Source organism: Mycobacterium sp. IDUB_17, from assembly GCF_055419465.1.
The window spans coordinates 1,122,761-1,138,166 of record NZ_JBVAXS010000001.1 but is presented as its reverse complement, the minus strand read 5'-3'; the positions used below and the strand labels follow the sequence as shown (position 1 = coordinate 1,138,166).

General features: G+C 62.3%; 14 protein-coding genes. 8 read left to right on the top strand and 6 right to left on the bottom strand.

Annotated elements, in window-relative coordinates; translation table 11 throughout:
- Nucleotides 1-85 precede the first annotated feature (85 nt).
- The 4 genes from ACZYZ7_RS05360 (at nt 86) to ACZYZ7_RS05345 (ending at nt 6,508) form a co-directional block, all read left to right on the top strand.
- Complete coding sequence (locus ACZYZ7_RS05360) at nt 86-964, top strand: metal-dependent hydrolase (RefSeq protein WP_463740386.1); 879 nt, start codon at nt 86-88, stop codon at nt 962-964.
- The gene (locus ACZYZ7_RS05355; RefSeq protein WP_463740385.1) at nt 961-1,986 is read left to right on the top strand and encodes a PDR/VanB family oxidoreductase; all 1,026 of its coding nucleotides are present in this window, start codon (nt 961-963) and stop codon (nt 1,984-1,986) included. The genes ACZYZ7_RS05360 and ACZYZ7_RS05355 overlap by 4 nt, the downstream gene beginning before the upstream one ends.
- A 1,338-nt stretch (nt 1,987-3,324) precedes the next feature.
- Nucleotides 3,325-5,148, top strand: coding sequence for a serine/threonine-protein kinase (locus ACZYZ7_RS05350; protein ID WP_463740384.1), 1,824 nt, complete (start codon nt 3,325-3,327; stop codon nt 5,146-5,148).
- A 316-nt stretch (nt 5,149-5,464) separates the two neighbouring features.
- Nucleotides 5,465-6,508, top strand: coding sequence for an endo-1,4-beta-xylanase (locus ACZYZ7_RS05345; protein WP_463740383.1), 1,044 nt, complete (start codon nt 5,465-5,467; stop codon nt 6,506-6,508).
- A gap of 235 nt (nt 6,509-6,743) precedes the next feature.
- Here ACZYZ7_RS05345 and ACZYZ7_RS05340 read toward each other — a convergent pair whose 3' ends face one another.
- The 4 genes from ACZYZ7_RS05340 to ACZYZ7_RS05325 all read right to left on the bottom strand — a co-directional run bounded on the left by ACZYZ7_RS05340 (nt 6,744) and on the right by ACZYZ7_RS05325 (nt 9,651).
- Nucleotides 6,744-7,082 (bottom strand): hypothetical protein, encoded by a 339-nt coding sequence (locus tag ACZYZ7_RS05340; protein WP_463740382.1) that lies wholly within the window; start codon nt 7,080-7,082, stop codon nt 6,744-6,746.
- A 386-nt stretch (nt 7,083-7,468) separates the two neighbouring features.
- The gene (locus tag ACZYZ7_RS05335; protein WP_463740381.1) at nt 7,469-7,981 is read right to left on the bottom strand and encodes a hypothetical protein; all 513 of its coding nucleotides are present in this window, start codon (nt 7,979-7,981) and stop codon (nt 7,469-7,471) included.
- 360 nt (nt 7,982-8,341) lie between these two features.
- Nucleotides 8,342-8,824, bottom strand: coding sequence for an HAD domain-containing protein (locus tag ACZYZ7_RS05330; protein WP_463740554.1), 483 nt, complete (start codon nt 8,822-8,824; stop codon nt 8,342-8,344).
- Nucleotides 8,825-8,934: 110 nt separating this feature from the next.
- Entirely contained in the window at nt 8,935-9,651 is a 717-nt protein-coding gene (locus ACZYZ7_RS05325) for a hypothetical protein (RefSeq protein WP_463740380.1), read from the bottom strand.
- 448 nt (nt 9,652-10,099) lie between these two features.
- On the opposite strand from ACZYZ7_RS05325, the gene ACZYZ7_RS05320 reads away from it, so the two are divergent.
- Nucleotides 10,100-10,606 carry a hypothetical protein gene (locus ACZYZ7_RS05320; protein ID WP_463740379.1) on the top strand — a complete coding sequence of 169 codons (507 nt, stop codon included), beginning with the start codon at nt 10,100-10,102 and terminating at the stop codon, nt 10,604-10,606.
- Here ACZYZ7_RS05320 and ACZYZ7_RS05315 read toward each other — a convergent pair.
- Both ACZYZ7_RS05315 and ACZYZ7_RS05310 read right to left on the bottom strand, forming a co-directional pair.
- Entirely contained in the window at nt 10,598-11,803 is a 1,206-nt protein-coding gene (locus ACZYZ7_RS05315) for a fatty acid desaturase family protein (protein ID WP_463740378.1), read from the bottom strand. The two genes, ACZYZ7_RS05320 and ACZYZ7_RS05315, sit on opposite strands and share 9 nt — an antisense overlap.
- Nucleotides 11,804-11,896: 93 nt before the next feature.
- Nucleotides 11,897-12,670: a TetR/AcrR family transcriptional regulator gene (locus ACZYZ7_RS05310; protein WP_463740377.1), complete on the bottom strand. Its 774-nt coding sequence runs from the start codon at nt 12,668-12,670 to the stop codon at nt 11,897-11,899.
- Nucleotides 12,671-13,181: 511 nt separating this feature from the next.
- Between ACZYZ7_RS05310 and ACZYZ7_RS05305 the strand changes: the two genes are divergently transcribed.
- From ACZYZ7_RS05305 to ACZYZ7_RS05295, 3 genes are all read left to right on the top strand, one after another.
- Entirely contained in the window at nt 13,182-13,361 is a 180-nt protein-coding gene (locus ACZYZ7_RS05305) for a DUF6131 family protein (RefSeq protein WP_135454692.1), read from the top strand.
- A 164-nt stretch (nt 13,362-13,525) separates the two neighbouring features.
- Complete coding sequence (locus ACZYZ7_RS05300; RefSeq protein WP_463740376.1) at nt 13,526-13,924, top strand: hypothetical protein; 399 nt, start codon at nt 13,526-13,528, stop codon at nt 13,922-13,924.
- Between the two features lie 187 nt (nt 13,925-14,111).
- Nucleotides 14,112-15,284, top strand: a complete 1,173-nt coding sequence (locus tag ACZYZ7_RS05295) for a carboxylate-amine ligase (RefSeq protein WP_463740375.1) — start codon at nt 14,112-14,114, stop codon at nt 15,282-15,284.
- The last annotated feature ends 122 nt before the right edge of the window (nt 15,285-15,406 follow it).

The window sequence follows — 15,406 nt, the reverse complement described above, 5'->3', positions numbered from 1 at the left end:
TTCGGAGGCGCGACCGGTCTCAGCCGAAGCACTCGAACGACGAACCGTAACAAGCCAATTAAGCGATAGGCGAAAAGGAACAGAGATGACCACTCACATACGCGATGAGCGCAAAGTGGCGTTACGCGCCCGCAACGTCACGTGGGACTGGACGAACCTGCCGATGCACTTCATGGGCGGTGACGCCATGGGCACCCACATTGCCAACGGCATGAACATGCTCCTGCCCGAAGGTGAGGTGTTCTTTGTCCAGACCTTCCAGGAGGCGCTGCCGCTTATCAAGGACGACGTTGTCCGCGAGGATGTCATCGGCTTCATCGGACAGGAAGCAATGCACTCAAGTTCGCACCAATCCGTGCTAGATCACCTCCAGGCCAAAGGGCTAGATGTCACGCCGTTCGCCGACGAGGTCGAGCGCTTCTTCCGTACAGTGCTCGGCCCCCGCGACTTGACCGGGCGGGCCCGTCACTCATGGTTGATCGAGCGCGTCGCAGCGGTGGCGGCAATTGAGCACTTCACCTCCTGGCTCGGAGACTGGGGCCTGAACGCAAAGAGTTGGGACAACGCACTCGACCCGCAGATGCTGGACCTGTTTCGCTGGCACCTGGCCGAGGAGGTCGAGCACCGCCATGTGGCGTTCGACCTCTTCGCTCACCTCGATGGCAGTTACTCCCGTCGTGTCCGCACGTGGGTGATCACCTCGGTTGGGCTCGTCGTGTTGTGGGTTAAGGGAACGACGCATCTGATGTCGGTCGATCCCGAGTTGCCTGCGGCGCAGAGGAAGGCGACTCTGCGGGCGTACCGCAATGCGTACAAGCGCGGCTACATCTTCAGTCCGTGGGAGTTCGCCAAGATGTGGGTCCAGTACCTGCGACCGTACTACCATCCGCGCGACTACGGGTCTACCAGCCAGGCCATCGCCTATCTGGCTCAATCCCCGGCGGCACGGGGGGCAGCAACGTGACCCACCGCGTCATGGGTGCGCTCGACACCATCGTCGCTGGCTGGGTTCACGGTTCGTCGCGGTCCCGCATTCGTCCTGTCAAAGCCGTTGACCGCGAACTCACTGTGCACGTCAGGCGCATGGACCGGGCGGCGGACGGTGTCGTTGCTATAGCACTCGCCGCGCCGGACGATTCCGACTTGCCCGTCTGGCATCCCGGCGCCCACGTCGACCTCGTCCTTCCTTCAGGCAAAGTGCGGCAATACTCCCTGTGCGGCAACCCCTCGGACCGCCGCTCTTACCACATCGCGGTGCGCCGCATCCCCGATGGGGGTGGCGGCTCCCTCGAGGTGCACAGCCTCAGCGTCGGCACAGCAGTTCGTGTGCGCGGTCCGCGCAACGCGTTCCCCTTCGCATACCCGCATCTGGCCAAGCACAACATCGACAGGATCGAGTTCATCGCTGGCGGTATCGGCATCACTGCCCTACTGCCGATGATCCGTACCGCTGCGAACGCTCAGGTCCGGTGGAGACTGACTTACGTGGGCCGTGACCGGGCGAGCATGCCGTTCTTAGACGAGCTTTCGGGCTTCAGCGGCGGTGACGTGCGCATCATTCACGGCGCCCCGTCGGCGGACGTAGTTCTTGACGGCGTCGAACCTGCGACGTCGGTCTACTTCTGCGGTCCGCCGCTGTTCCTCGCCGCGGTCAACGCGGCCCTGTCGGAGCGCCCCCATGCAGGATTCCACTTCGAGAGGTTCAGCCCGCCGCCGATCATCGGTGGTCGGCCATTCACGGTCCGGCTCGCCGCATCCGAGGTCGACATCGAGGTGCCCGCGGATCGCTCTGCCCTGGCTGCCATCCGCGATGTTCTTCCAGACGTGCCGTATTCCTGTCAACAGGGCTACTGCGGCACATGCCGCGTCGGTGTGGTCGACGGCACGCCCGAGCGACGCGGCACAGCGGCCTTCATGGCAGGTGACAACGACATGCTGATATGCGTCGACCGCGCCCAAACATCGACGCTGAGCTTGGACCTATAACAACAGCAACGAACTACGTTCCAGCGGAGCACGTTTGGCTGTCGACTCGGCTCTGAGCCGGCCCCGAGTTTGATGCACAACGTGATGTACCCCGGGTTATTGGTGTGCAGCCTCGGATTGGGCTGTTCGCGTGTTCCCCGTGAATGAGACCAACAAGGACAGCAATGGCACCATCCATCTATCCAGGTCTGCCCTAACTCGCACCTGTCGAGCACGCACCGTTACCAGCTATTCAACTTGGGGATACACGCTGAGCCGACGCGTACGGTCGATTTCTTGTCCGATCCGGAACTCGCCGAAGGTTCTCCTGGAACGCACGAGAACTGTCCGGCCCTGCCCCTGTTTTCCGGAACTATCCGACAGTGCTGTTGTTGCAGCGGGTTCGGTGTTCTTGACCCGTAGTGTGGGCTTGGCCGCCGGACTCGCCGGCTGAATCCGCGATGATCGAAGTGTCGGACTGAGCGTTCCGGATTGTCCGCGACTACCTGAGCGTGCCGGATATGCCCTCCCGCAACGGGTTCGACGCTCGGCGATGCCCTGCATAATCGTCACAGTGACGTATTTGTGCGGTGTGGCCGGATGTGGCAGATCGAGGTTACGTCGCCGAATTGCCTTCCCGCACGGGGTTTTCCAGATTTGGAAGCGGGTCGTGGAAGCTGTCCGATAGGCCGAACCGGCGATGAGGTCAGCCGCCTTGAGTACTTGGCTTCTGTGTTCGACGATGGTGATCCGCCCGGTGCCGGGTTCGAGGAGCCGTTGTACGAAGTCGCGGTCAGGTATCGCATCTTCGAGCATGCTGTCGATGACCGCGGGCTGACCAGATGGCTGTTGGGGTGAGACGGACTCGGTGGGCGGGCTGCGCTGCTCCTGCCTCTGATGGCCGCGGTGACGCTCGCCGTGGGTGCTCCGGCGATCCAGGTCGACCTGTCGCGTCGGACGATCCAGTGACAACGCCGCCGGTTCCGGCCAACATGCCACCGTTCCCATATCCCAGCGATGTTCCACCGGTGCCGTTGCCCAGCGGCGTGCCCGCTGTCGAACTGCCGAGCGACATCCCGCGGGCTCAACTCCCGGCTGATGTTGTTCCTCGGATCCAATTGCCCTCCGCGGTACCGCCCATCCCCTTTCCGTGATCCTGGGCCTCTAGGGGCAAGTTTCATCACAGTGACGGATTATGCTGCGGCAGGGCCAGATTTGGTATGTAAGGCGCGCCCGCGGCTCGTGGCGCGGCGGGCCCTGACCCGCTTCTGGGACGGTCTCCGCTGATGCTGTTCGGAACGTCGCGCCCTGACGAACACCTGTTCGCGCTCGATTTGCCCTGGTTTGTAGGCTTCGAACATGCCGTTCAATGCCGGTGACGTCTTTGCCGGGTACACCATTCAGCGGCTCCTGGGCGCCGGTGGCATGGGCGAGGTCTACCTGGCCCAGCATCCTCGCCTTCCCCGTCTGGATGCACTCAAGATCCTTTCGGTGAGTACCACGCGCGATGACGAGTTCCGTGCCCGGTTCAACCGCGAGGCGGAGTTGGCCGCATCGTTGTGGCATCCGCACATCGTCGGGGTGCATGACCGCGGCGAGTTCGACGGCCGGCTGTGGATCTCGATGGACTATGTCGAGGGCACCGACGCCAAGCACTTGATCGAGCAGCACCCGTCTGGGATGCCCTTGCAGGATGTGGTGGAGATCGTCACGGCAGTCGCCGAAGCCCTCGACGTCGCGCATGAACGCAACCTGCTGCACCGCGACGTAAAACCGGCGAACATCCTGGTCACCACCCCGTCGGGAAGTGCCCGGCGACGCATATTGCTCACCGATTTCGGTATCGCCCGCGAAGCCGACGACGCGAACGGCCTCACCGAGACCGACGTGGCCATCGGTACCGTCGCGTACGTAGCGCCCGAACAGCTCACCGGGAAAACGCTCGATGGCCGGGCAGACCAGTACGCCCTGGCGGCGACCGCCTTCCATCTGTTGACCGGCGCGCCTCTCTTCGACGACACCAATCGCATCGTCCAGGCCGGCAACCACCTCTACACGCCTCCGCCCCGGCTGTCCGAGCGCCGTCGCGACCTCGCCCATCTGGACGCTGTGATGGCGAAGGCGCTGGCCAAGCAACCCGATAAGCGCTACGCACGGTGCCTGGACTTCGCCCGGGCGCTGGGCGGGAGCACGGGTGTGTCGACCGCGCCCCAGCCGGTGGCGCCTGGTACTGGTGTCCACACCGCCCCGCTGGAGATCCCCGACGTCCACGAGCGGAGCAACTCACCGGAAACGAAGCGGTTGGCCATGCTCACGATCCTGGGCACCGCCTGCGACGTGCAGAAGACGCCGTCCGGGCCTGACGGCGAGGAAGAGGTCTGGACGTTCCGCGTGGAGCGATACGAGTCGACCGGTGAAACGCACACCGTGGTGCCGGTCGAGCTCCGTGGCAACTCCATCACGGGCGAACTCTCCGACGGGGATGTGGTGGAGGTCAGTGGCCCTTGGGACGACCGAACGCTGTTCGCCGACTCCGTGGTCAATCATTCGGCCGGAACCCGCGGACGCCGCCGGCGCAACTCGTTCGATGTGACGTCAGGCAACCGCAGCCGGGCTTTGGCGTCGCGTCCGGTGCGCATCGTGCTGGTTCTGGCCGTGATCGCGGCGATCGTGACGACGTCCGTCCTTCTCATCCGTGGTTTGGGCTCATCAGACCACAGCGCCCAGGGGCTGATCGTGAAGCCCGAGAGTGCAACGGTGTTCTCCCCCGGCGGCTCACCAGACCATCCGGATCAGGCGAGTCTGGCCATCGACGGCAACCCGGATACGTCGTGGTCCACCGACATCTACCAGGATGCCGCGCCGTTCCCGGCCTTCAAACAAGGCGTCGGCCTGCTACTTCAGCTCCCCTCGCCGGCCGCGTTGAGCGAGGTGACGATCAATGTGCCCAGCACTGGAACAGAAGTCCAGATTCGTGCGGCAGGCAGTGCCCACCCGAACAACCTGTCTGACACCACCGAGCTGACGTCGAACGTGACGTTACAGCCGGGCGATAACACCATCACTGTCGACAATCAGACGGAAACGTCCAATGTGCTGGTGTGGATTTCGAAGTTGGGCACCGTGGATGGGCAGAGCCGCACGAACATCTCAGAGATCACGCTGCGCGCGGCTGGCGATTGATCCGCGGCTGCGCGGCTCCGATTGCCGACGCCACCGAAACCCGGCCCCTTTCCCTCGTCGACAGAATCGCGATCTAACGCTGGTACAACGGCGCAATGCGCGGGCAAACCACCTCTGAGTGAGTCGGCGCGCCCTGCACGGTCCAAAACATGCGGCACAATCAGTTGGTGTGATGCTTATCGGCACGAGGAAAACACTCAGGGCAGCACGCGTTTTCATCGGCGCGTTGGTGATCGGACTCCCCCTCGGGTGCACCACTTCGCCATCCCCTCCCGACCTCACTCAGCAAGCAGCCACCCAGAACAAGGCCTGCGGAATGTCAGACCCCACAATCGCCGACCTGGCCGCCGACCGCGGAAAGACGTTCGGCACCGCGTATCGAAGCACCTACGCCGCCAACGATCCGTGCTACGAGCAGGTCGCCGCCACCGAGTTCAACTCTCTGACAACTGAAATCGGCACAATGATGAACACAGTTCAGCCAGAACCGAACCGGTTCGACTTCAAAGAAGCCGACGCCGTGGCAGCCCTGGCCGAACGCACCGGACGCGACTTCCAAATCCACTCACTGATCTGGGATCCACTCGACCAACAGCAGTGGAAAATCGTGCCAGACACAATCAAGATGCTCCCGCCGGATCAGCGCCACCAGCTGATGCTCGACTCCATCTCCACCGTCATGGGCCGCTACGCCGGCACATCGAGCACGGTCACCGTGGTCAACGAGGCATTCGACCAGATGGGCAATCTCCAACCCACCGTGTGGTGGGACACCACCCACAGCGACCAGTACATCTTCGACGCCTACCGCGCGGCCCGGCTCGCCGATCCAAAAGCGTTGTTGTACTACAACGACCACAGCGCCGAGACCCACAGCGACAAATCCAACGCCATCTACGACCTGGTAAAACGACTGCGCGAAACCACCGTCGACGTCAACATCGACGGACAACCCACCACCAAGCCGCTCATCGACGGCATCGGGTTTCAAGGCCACATGCTCGGCGGCAAAGACCAGCAACCCAGCACCAAAGACATGGCGAGCAACCTGCAGCGGTTCGCCGATCTCGGACTCGACATCCGGTTCACCGAACTCGACGTCCGGATTCCCGTCGTCAACGGCAAGGCTGATCCCGCCGATTTGGAACGTCAACGCCAGGTCTACAAGACCATGACCGACCTTTGCCTAGACCAGCCCAAATGCACCGGTATCACGCTCTGGGGTTTCACCGACAAACGGTCCTGGATCACCGACTACCCCGAGTCATTCTCTGGCTGCGGGGCCGCGCTGCCCCTCTCGCAGAGATATGAGCGCAAACCTGCGTGGGCAGGAATCACCGACGCTCTGGAGAACCGCTAGGCCCCTGGCCAAGCCGCTTGTTGACAATGTCGACGAACAATATGGCGCTGCTGTGCGCCCCACTCTCAACTAATTGCGGATCGGACACCTGCGGCAACGGCGGCGACTGTCCAATGTTGCCGTCATCGGTACGCGCGGTTGTGTCTCCAGACGATCGTTGACGTCGGCGACGGATAGACCGCCGCTGCCGAATCCGTACTCGCGCCAGCGACGGCCTGAGTCGACACGGTCGTGGTCAACGCTTGCACATGAGGTCCACGTAGACGGTTTTGTAGCGAACCAGAGGATTAACGTTTCCTGCGGGTCCACGCTGTATCCACGAGTGCTTGACCGAAGTCCCCTGACGCACTGCGGTGACGCTGCACTTGTCCATGGACCCATTGCCGACCTTGTTGAGGATGACCCGATATCCATCAGCTTCGAGTTCGGCGATCGTCGCCTGGGCCGACGCTTGCGCTGTCGGCGCGGCGACGGCCGGTGCTGCCAGACCGAGACCGGACGCACCGATCAGTGTCGTGACGGCTAAAGCCTTCACAGTAGTTACCGATATACGCGGCACTTTGAAATCCCTCACAAGAACACGTCGGTGTGCATTTTTGTTCTTCCGCTTATTCGGCGGCTGATTCCAGGCTAAGAAGCCGCACGGATATCGGCAAGATATTCACACCGGATGCATACGAATCAGGAAATGTTCAACACATGGAATTCACATAAAGCCGGTCATATCGAACACAAATAAATTTATGCGCCTTATTCAGTCAGGCCCGATCAGAGGTAGTTTTTAGCCGGAACGCTGTCTGACCACGATCCGATCGGCGCTCACTGAACCGTGATGCGCTTCGGCAATCGATGCGACGATAGCTGTGTCTCGTGCAGACCACGATCCACCGGATTCCGGGAAGCGGTGTTCGTTACTACTACCTGCGAACGGATAACTTTCCGCGAAGCGGTATTCCGCAGTCAGCTCAGCTGCTGCGCTCCCTTGTCGAGCCGGTACGGTGTGGGCCGTGTGGGCAAGCCCCGCCGGTACCTCAGCAAGCGCACCCAAGGCGACCACCGGGACGGTCGGCATACGCGCCCGGTCGCGAGTTCCTCGACAGTGTCGAAGATTTCTTCAACAACGACGTTGTGAGTGGGCTCGACAAACACTCGAAACCACCATGCCGTGATGCGACCGGGCACCTCAGCGTCGACCGTGTGACGCACGAGTGTGCCGCCGCTGCGCGACAGGAATTCGAATGCATGATGGCCATCAACCTGTCGGCCAGCAACTTCGTCGAAGGTGAATTCGATCAATCGTTGGGGCACGAACTGGGTGCAGTGATACTTCACCGCGCCGTGCCCTCCCACCGCACCGACCGCCAGGGCTGTCTCCAGACGTATCCGAGGCCAGTCGTGTGCCGGCCATACTCGGTCCGCATCGCTGCCTAGCGACTCGAAGTACGACCAGATCTCGCTGGGCGCAACGCCCACCCATCGCTCGTGCACATTCCTGATCGATCGTCCCGGCCCGAGGCATCGTCCAGTTGGTTTCGCAGGTTTGTGGGCCAAATCGAACTCCCTCGCGTCCACCGTCATTCACGATCTTGGCCAAATCTCGAGTCGACCGGTCAGCAGGTGAACTCGGCTGGCCTTGGCGCAGTTTCAATCCCGACTCAGTACAAGCGAACGTACCGCACAACACTTCGACGGCAAGCTCACGACACAGCTGCTCCCCGAGCGCGGCCACTCGCACTCCCAGGAGTGCGGACTCGCGTCGGCTAAACTACGTCGAGCTGCGTTGTAGCACAACACGTTTCATTTCACTCAGGTCTTGTTACCGGACATGCGCGCTCAATCAGCGAACGCAAGCCAGTCGCCGACCACGGCGAGATCAGCTTCGGTCAACCCCGACCTCGGATCGACACGATGAAGCAAAGCCGACCCTCCGTGATGTGCGCCCACCCATGCACGATCGATGTCGGAGATCTCGTCGTCGAGCCAGACGAAGCGGCGACCCGCTGCAGCTTCGACCAGCGCCACCGTCTTCCAGTGCAGCGCACCGATCGGATTTTCCAGGGGCGCATCGGGCAGATCAGCGACTGGCAACGGTGGGAGCCCGAGCGGTGGGGCGATCACCTCGTTGGCGTCGTGCATCCAGGCCGTGGCCCAGACCAGATCGCAGGCAAGGGCCAGCAGACGTCGACCATGCGCGCGGTCCATTCGCGCCAGCTGCGGGTTGCGGTGACTCTGCCATTCCTGCCAATCGACTAGCGTCGCATCGAGTTTCGCTCCGCCGCTTGGCAGCAGGGTGCCATCCACGTCCAGGAACAACATCGCACTGCCCACCACCACGACAACCTATCAAGCTCGGCCAGCTCACCTAGCCGGGGAATTGCATCTAGGTGCGCCACGCCGCCGGCGTCTCCCCCGAGAGGTCTATGGGCCTAGAGCAACTCGGGTACGGCGACATCGCCCTGCTGCTGGATTATCAGCTCCTCGGCCAAGTCATACGACATATAGAAGCGGCCATTGCCGTTGCCGAATCCGGGTGGGTGCTGACCCCAACTCTGCTCAAAGCCAAGTAGTTTCTTGGATGGGATGATCTCGGTAGCGAGGTACTCGTGCCCGCCGGATTCACCTGATGCGGCGCTTTGAACGATGCCGTCCGGTCCGGTGGACGACATGTCGTCGTACCAGTTGGTCCCACACAGGACCGGTTGGCGGGACAAGGCGGCCAGGAAATCGTCGAACGTGAATGTCCAGGCGTAGCTGGAGATCACCCCGACCGCTTTCCACCATTTCATCAGCCCGATCGCGCTCGAACCTTCGTCGTCGGGCGGATACTGGCCGCGGTACGGGTCACGCAAGGTGGCCTCATGATAGTTGCGGATGCCGTCGTCGTTTCCCAGGTAACTCGTCCCTGCTCTACCGATCGGGGCCACCGCGTTGAACTTGCGACGGCTGCGAATCGCGTTGGCGGTGTTGAGCATGTTCGTCCCACTGAAGCCGACACAGCCCGACAGAAAGTACTGGTCGACGTGCGGGGCGTTCATTGCGTGTCGGACATGCCGAGTCGGCAATCCCGCGGCCCTGATGAACGCGTGGTCGCGCGACTTGGGGTCGTGATGAACAATGCGGCCGAGGTGCCCTGATGCGCTCATTGGAAGCCTCCATGGTGGTCATGATCGCGTGCCGGAATTGAGGTGATGGACACGTCTCCCCCCACATCTGTCGCGACTGACAAAACAGTACGACGGGGGCGAACGACATGCGTGAGTAGTCGACTACTCGATCCTCATGCCCGACACACCTCATATCGTCGCCTGTGGCCATATGGATAGCGGCGCCTCCGGCAAACGGCGCCGCGGGCCCAGCGAACTGCCGGCATCGTAAGGTGTCGACCCACATTCTGTGCGATGAGGCCGAACCCCGTTGAGGAAAGATACATTACCTCAGAAGCCTCACTTGTCCCCTTTCTGCGAGTAGAGCCAGAAGGACGATATTTGTCTCTGAGACGGATCATGCTGCGGTGTAACATGATCCGCAACCAAGTCGACCGCCGGGACAACCCACAGGGGCAACTCCCCGGATGCTAGAGCGATACGTCATGTGACGGTCCACGCTGCCCCGTCGCGCCTCTGCCCGATGGGCCGTTGCCGCTGGCAACTCGCCCATCAGTCGCTCATCCCGTTTCGCCCCGATCTGCCAACGATCCGCCATCTGGACGGCCGCGCTGCCGGGCGGGCAAGTCTGGATGGGCACGGTTACTCGGTTGCCCCCCACGATTTCGGCAATGTCGGTGACGCAACAGGCCGCCTGCACGTGTTCGCCTGCAACGCCCACTCGGACCAGCCTGCCGCATCCGACGATCCCACGGCGACACTGCAGATACCGACCAATGTTCCGACGTTTCCGTTGCCCGGCGACATTCCACCAGTGCCGCTGCCGAGTGCCGTCCCTATTGCGCAGGGGCCGAACGAGATTCCGCGGGTGCAACTTCCAGCCGACGTGTCGCAAGTTGAGGTGCCGGCCGCGATTCCCCAGATTGAATTGCTTCCGCGATCCCGCCTGTCCCCTTTCCGTGAACAGCCAGAGGCCCGGCAGACGTTACTGTGACGCGTTGCGTTGCACTGGAACCGATTTCGCGATGAGTTGCCACATGAGATTGCCGATGCCTGACGTGCAGGACTCAGCGTCCAGGTGGTCACGTTTGCGGTCGGTCATTGCGTCACAATGCTCGGCGGGAAGCCGATCCGGGAGCGCGAGCTTGAAGACGGTTCGCACGGTCCCTAGGTATTGACGTACGAGCGGACCGGTCGTGTACGGCAGGTCGAAGCGGGCGCAAATGGACCGAACCTGTGGAGCGATCTGCGCGTAGCGGTTGCTCGGGAGATCCGGGAAGAGGTGGTGTTCAATCTGGTAGCAGAGGTTTCCGCTGAGGAACGCCAACACCGGCCCGGCACGGAAGTTCGCGGTGCCAAGCATCTGTCGCAGATACCATTCGGATTTGGACTCATCCTCCAGTGCGGCGGGTGCGAATTTCTGTGTGCCATCGCCGAGGTGGCCACAGCAGATCACCACGTAGGCCCACACATTTCGCAGCATGTTGGCGGCAACGTTCGCGGTGAGCGTGCGGCGCCATCGTCGAAGACTCAGCGCGGGAAGGATCAAGTAGTCCTTGCCGGCCTGCCGCGCCACCTTGCGGACCAAGGCTCGGGTGAGCGCGGATTTCTCGGTGCGAGCCGCTGCGCGCTTCTGCTGCGATTCCCATCCCTGCAGGGCGATGCCCCATTCGAACATGATGGCCAGCAATATGCTTCGGAGCGGCTGCAATAGATTGCTCAACCGCCACTGCTGGTCGCGGGTGACCCGCATGATGCCATATCCGAGGTCGTCGTCCATGCCGATGACGTTCGTGAACACGTGGTGGCGGTAGTTGTGGGCGTATCGCCACTGTGAGGAGACCCCGGCCATGTCCCACTCCCAGGTGCTGGAGTGGATTTCCGGATCGTTCATCCAATCCCATTGACCGTGGCAGATGTTGTGACCGAGTTCCATGTTCTCGATGCTTTTCGCGGTGGCCAGCGCGGCGGTTCCTAGTGCCCAGCCGGGCCTGCTTCGGCTGGCGGCGATCATGAGTCGTGCCGTGATGTCGAGGTAGCGCTGAAACGCGATGGCCCGCTGAATGTATGCCCGATCGCGTTCACCACGCGAATTTTCGATGTCGCGACGGATCGCCTCGAGTTCGACACCGAGTAGCTCGACGTCGGCCTCGCAAAGGTGGGCGTATTCGGGTGCGTCTGTTATTGCCATCGTCGTCTTACCAGGTCCGTAAAGAGCCTGTGGGTCATACCTATTCGCACAGGAAGAAGGTGAGTTTGGAAAGGTTCGAGTGCGGCATCGAGGTCACCTCCGTCCGTGGTCACTCTGTGGAGACTCGAGGGTAGGCGCGGGCGCGGCGCCTGGGATGGCGAGTCGAGCGGCCAGTCCGCTGAGCAGAATGTCGAGTCCGCGGTCTAGTTCGGCCAGTCCGTCGTAGGAGGCCCAGGTTGGCGCAAGCTCACGAAGGTGCCGAAACTGGTCGATCGGAAGTCGGTGCAGTCCTAGCCGCAGGACGTGGTCGGTTTCCTCAGGGCGCTCGACGATTTCCTGCAGTTCGGTAAGTACGTGCCCGTACAGGAACCCGAATAACGCCCGGTAGACGTGCAGCGCATCCGCTCCGGTGAACCCGGCACCGATGAGCAGGGTGAGGACCGCTTCGAGGTGCCGCAGGATTCCTGGCGGCCGCATCCCGAGCGGTGTAGCCAGCGGGCGGGTGACCAACAACGGCACCACATTGGGGTGCGCGCGCGCCAGATCGCGGAACTCGTGGCCGAGCTTGCGTAATGCAGCGGCCCAATCCGGCGTTGTGGTGTCCAGCGGAAGCTGCTCGAAGACCATCTCGACGACCCCGTCGAGCACTGCAGCCTTGTTGGGCACATGCCGATAGAGAGCCATCGGGTCACGCCCGACCGCCTCGCCGAGCCGCCGCATCGAGAGCTTGTCGATGCCGTCGCGGTCGATAATCTCCAGGGCGCTGGCCAGGACCGCTGCGCGGGTGATCGGCCTGCTCTCACCGTCTGCCTCGATATTCCGAGCGGCGGGCGCGGGACCTGATGGACCCGCTGGCGGTTGGGCCATGGAACTGCCACCTTCCGGTATGTCTCCAGTGTTGACATCCACTGTAGGACTACGCCGTAGACATAGCAATCGGGAAAACATGGATCTCAACCTGTCGACAGCATAGATCTATGACGTAGATATACGCTGTTGACAACCCCGTGGATCGGGCGTGTACTGGACTTCTAAGCATCAGTAGAGGCGCCGCCATGACCGTCATCGTTGGATGGTTGTTCTGCTTGCTCCGGTGTTCGCGGGGTCCACCGGGGCGCTGACCAACGCGGGGCCTACTCACCTATCGACCGCGAATCTCTCCGCTTTCGGCGACGACATCACGGGGCCGACGGGCACACCGCTCCTCGCGAAGAAATTCTCTGGACGCATGACCGGCAACACCCCCTGCGCGTTGAAGGGCACGCCGGCCAGGTCACAGGAATTGCAAAATTTGCAAGGGCAAAGGTCAAAGACGCGTTTGAACACTGACCCCGGAGAACGTTCTCCCAAACACCTACACCGAAACTAGGTAAAAGCCATGATCATCCTCGGAATCATCATGATTGTTCTGGGGCTCCTCCTCCCCGGCCTCGTCCCCACATTCGCTTTCGCCCACGTTGTCCTGGTGATCGGGGTCATCCTGCTGGTCGTCGGCCTGCTCATGATGCTGATGGGCCGGACGGGTCACGCCATCGGCGGCCGGCGTCACTACTACTGACCGACCCGTGGGTCATGGCCGACGACATTGAGCCGAAGGCCGTGATTGCCCCCGCCCCCAACAGTCGAGGGCATGCCCACTTCGAGACTGGTCAGGCGAGATGCCCTCGGCCAAACCGTCACGCTGCGTGCAGAACACACGTTTCCTAATCCCAAGGAGCCGATATGGCTACCAGCAGTATCGTTTTCGTCGCCCTCGTAGTGTTCGCGACGATGGTGCCCATCGCTGTCTTCGCGTGGGTGGCGGGCAACAAACGCGACAAAGATCAATCTGCGACGCCCGACAACATCGACCAATCCGTCAAACAGGGCCAATTTCGACAGCGCGAGGCGTCGGCTGACGAGGCCACCGCCGCCCGTAACGCTCCGCGCAGTCCGAAGCCATCGTCTGGGCGGCCCCAGCACGAGGTCTGTCACGGCGGGACGGTCTCCAGCGCAACGAGGCACCGAACTCCCCTCAGCAGCTCAACGACCCAGTGGGACCGGGCGGATACGATGGATACCGTCCCCCAGGCATCGCACGCGCATATGAATGCCGACAGCAAGAAACGCCAAGACAATTGACAGTCTCAAGCCCAAGGCCTCGCTTGAAACAAACGTCGAACTCCGAACCTTGGCCGCGCAACGACTGGCTGATCCCTGGGTCTGAGCCTGCCGCCAGCCCCGGCCCGATATTGGTTTATCGGCGCGCGCAACGGCTATCCCATGGGATGTCTTCAGCGTCATTTCCGTTGCGTAGGCAGGAGCGGCGATGCCCCGGACCGTCGGCATAGAGGAAGAGTTCCACCTTGTCGACCTCTCGACCAGACGGCTGGCAACGCGGGCACCAGAGGTGCTGCACCTGTTGTCTGACGGTTATGTGGCCGAATTGCAGAGCTGTGTCGTGGAGGCGAACGGCAGTGTGGTCAGTACTCTTCCGGACCTGCGGGCTGATCTGACAGCGCGGCGCCGAGTCCTCGTCGATACCGCCGCCACTCTCGGGTTGGGAGTGGTTGCCGCAGGCGCGGTTCCGTTGTCGGTGCCCAGCGAGATGCAGGTGACCCAGACTTCCCGTTATCAGCAGATGCTTGCCGACTATCAGCTGTTGGCACGCGAACAACTGATCTGTGGGACCCAGATACACGTTGGAATCGACGACCGTGACGAGTCTGTCCTGGTGGCCGGCCGGGTGGCCGCCTATGTTCCCACTCTGCTTGCGCTGAGCGCGAGTTCGCCATTCTGGTCCGACGGATCTGATACCGGCTACAGCAGTGTCCGCACACTGGTATGGCAACGATGGCCCACCACTGGATTGGCGCCTCCGGCCACGTCAGCCGCGGAGTACGACACGTTGATCTCCAATCTCGTTGCGACCGGAGTGATCACCGATGCGGGGATGTCGTATTTTGACGTTCGCCCCGCCCTGCGCACTCCTACCTTGGAGCTGCGCGTATGCGATAGCTGCCCACGTGCCGACACCATCGTGCTCATCGCGGCGCTATTCCGCGCGCTCGTCGAACGCGAAATCGAGGGACTACGCGCCGGGGTGCCTGCCGCCACAGTGGTCCCCCCGCTCGGCCGCGCCGCGCTGTGGCGAGCTGCCCGGTCAGGGCTGGAAGGCGACCTGGTGGACTTGATACATCCGGCGAGTCGCCCCGCGGGCGATGTGGTTACCGACTTGGTCCAGATGCTCCGCCCACAGCTGGAGGCATCCGGAGATTGGCAAGCCGTTGAGGAGTTGGCGCGCCAGGCGCTGGCAGACGGCAGCTCGGCGGCCCGGCAGCGTCGCGTCATGCGCATGAGCAACAGCCTGTTCGACGTCGTGGATCACCTCATCGCTGAGACGGCAGACATCGCGCCCCGTGCCCAAGGTGCGTGGGCAACACGGCATGACACGACTGACAGTGGTGAGAGTCTCGGCTCGCCTTTCCCAACGATCGCTTGACCGCGACCTGCATTCAGACTGGATCAGCGTAGGATCACAACTATCGGCGGTACTTCGTACACGCAACCATTTCGAGTGTGTCATCGCTGATTTGAAGGACAGGGCCGCGCCACGCGGTCCAG